A 711-nucleotide genomic window follows, 5' to 3' on the forward strand; every position below is an offset into this window, starting at 1 on the left:
GTACGGGGCCGGAACGGTGACGTCGACGCGGTACCGACCGCCCTCCAGCTCCGTCGACCCCTCCACCACGACCTTCCCCGTGGCATCCGTGACGCCGTTGACGACGTGCCCGTCGCGGTCGGTGACCTGCACCTTCATGCCCCGCTGCGGCACGTCCATCGTCGCGTTGACCACGCCGGTGCCGAAGAAGTCGCGCAGCACCTGGACCGTGAGCGTGCCGTCGTCGGCCGAAGCGGCGGCGGGCCCCGTCGTCGCTCCCACGGCGCCGCCGGCCAGGAGGAGAACGGACAGACCGATGCGCGCCGATGGTTCTCTGAGCCTTCGGGCTAACCGGCGTGAGTCTCTGCCGACTCGGTTCATGGCATCACACTCCACACTTCTCTTGTCACTTCTCTTGACGTGACACTTCTGTCGTGAAAACGAAGCGCCCGCTTCTCGCTACGCATCCACTTCATGACCTCGGGCGCGGACGCCGGCCGCGAACATCAGGGCAGAAAAAAGGGCCCACTGACGTTGCGTGGACCGCTTTGTGATGACTGTCCGGGTGTATTGCGGACGGGATGTCAGCGTGGCAGACCCGAAAAAGCAAAACGCGCGTTCACGACCCCGGGCCGACCCGTCCTGGGTTGAGTCTTCCTGCAGCTCAGCCACGGTGCCCCCACCCCGCCCCCACCCTCACTGACCGCCATCGCGAGCAGCGCGCGACAGCTT

1 pseudogene is annotated in these 711 nt (G+C 66.5%); it reads right to left on the minus strand.

From position 1 onward, the window contains the following. A pseudogene (locus tag KUM32_RS33740) lies at nt 1–360 on the minus strand (hypothetical protein); the annotation flags it as partial. Nucleotides 361–711: the final 351 nt, after the last annotated feature.

Source organism: Streptomyces sp. AC627_RSS907 (assembly GCF_019049165.1).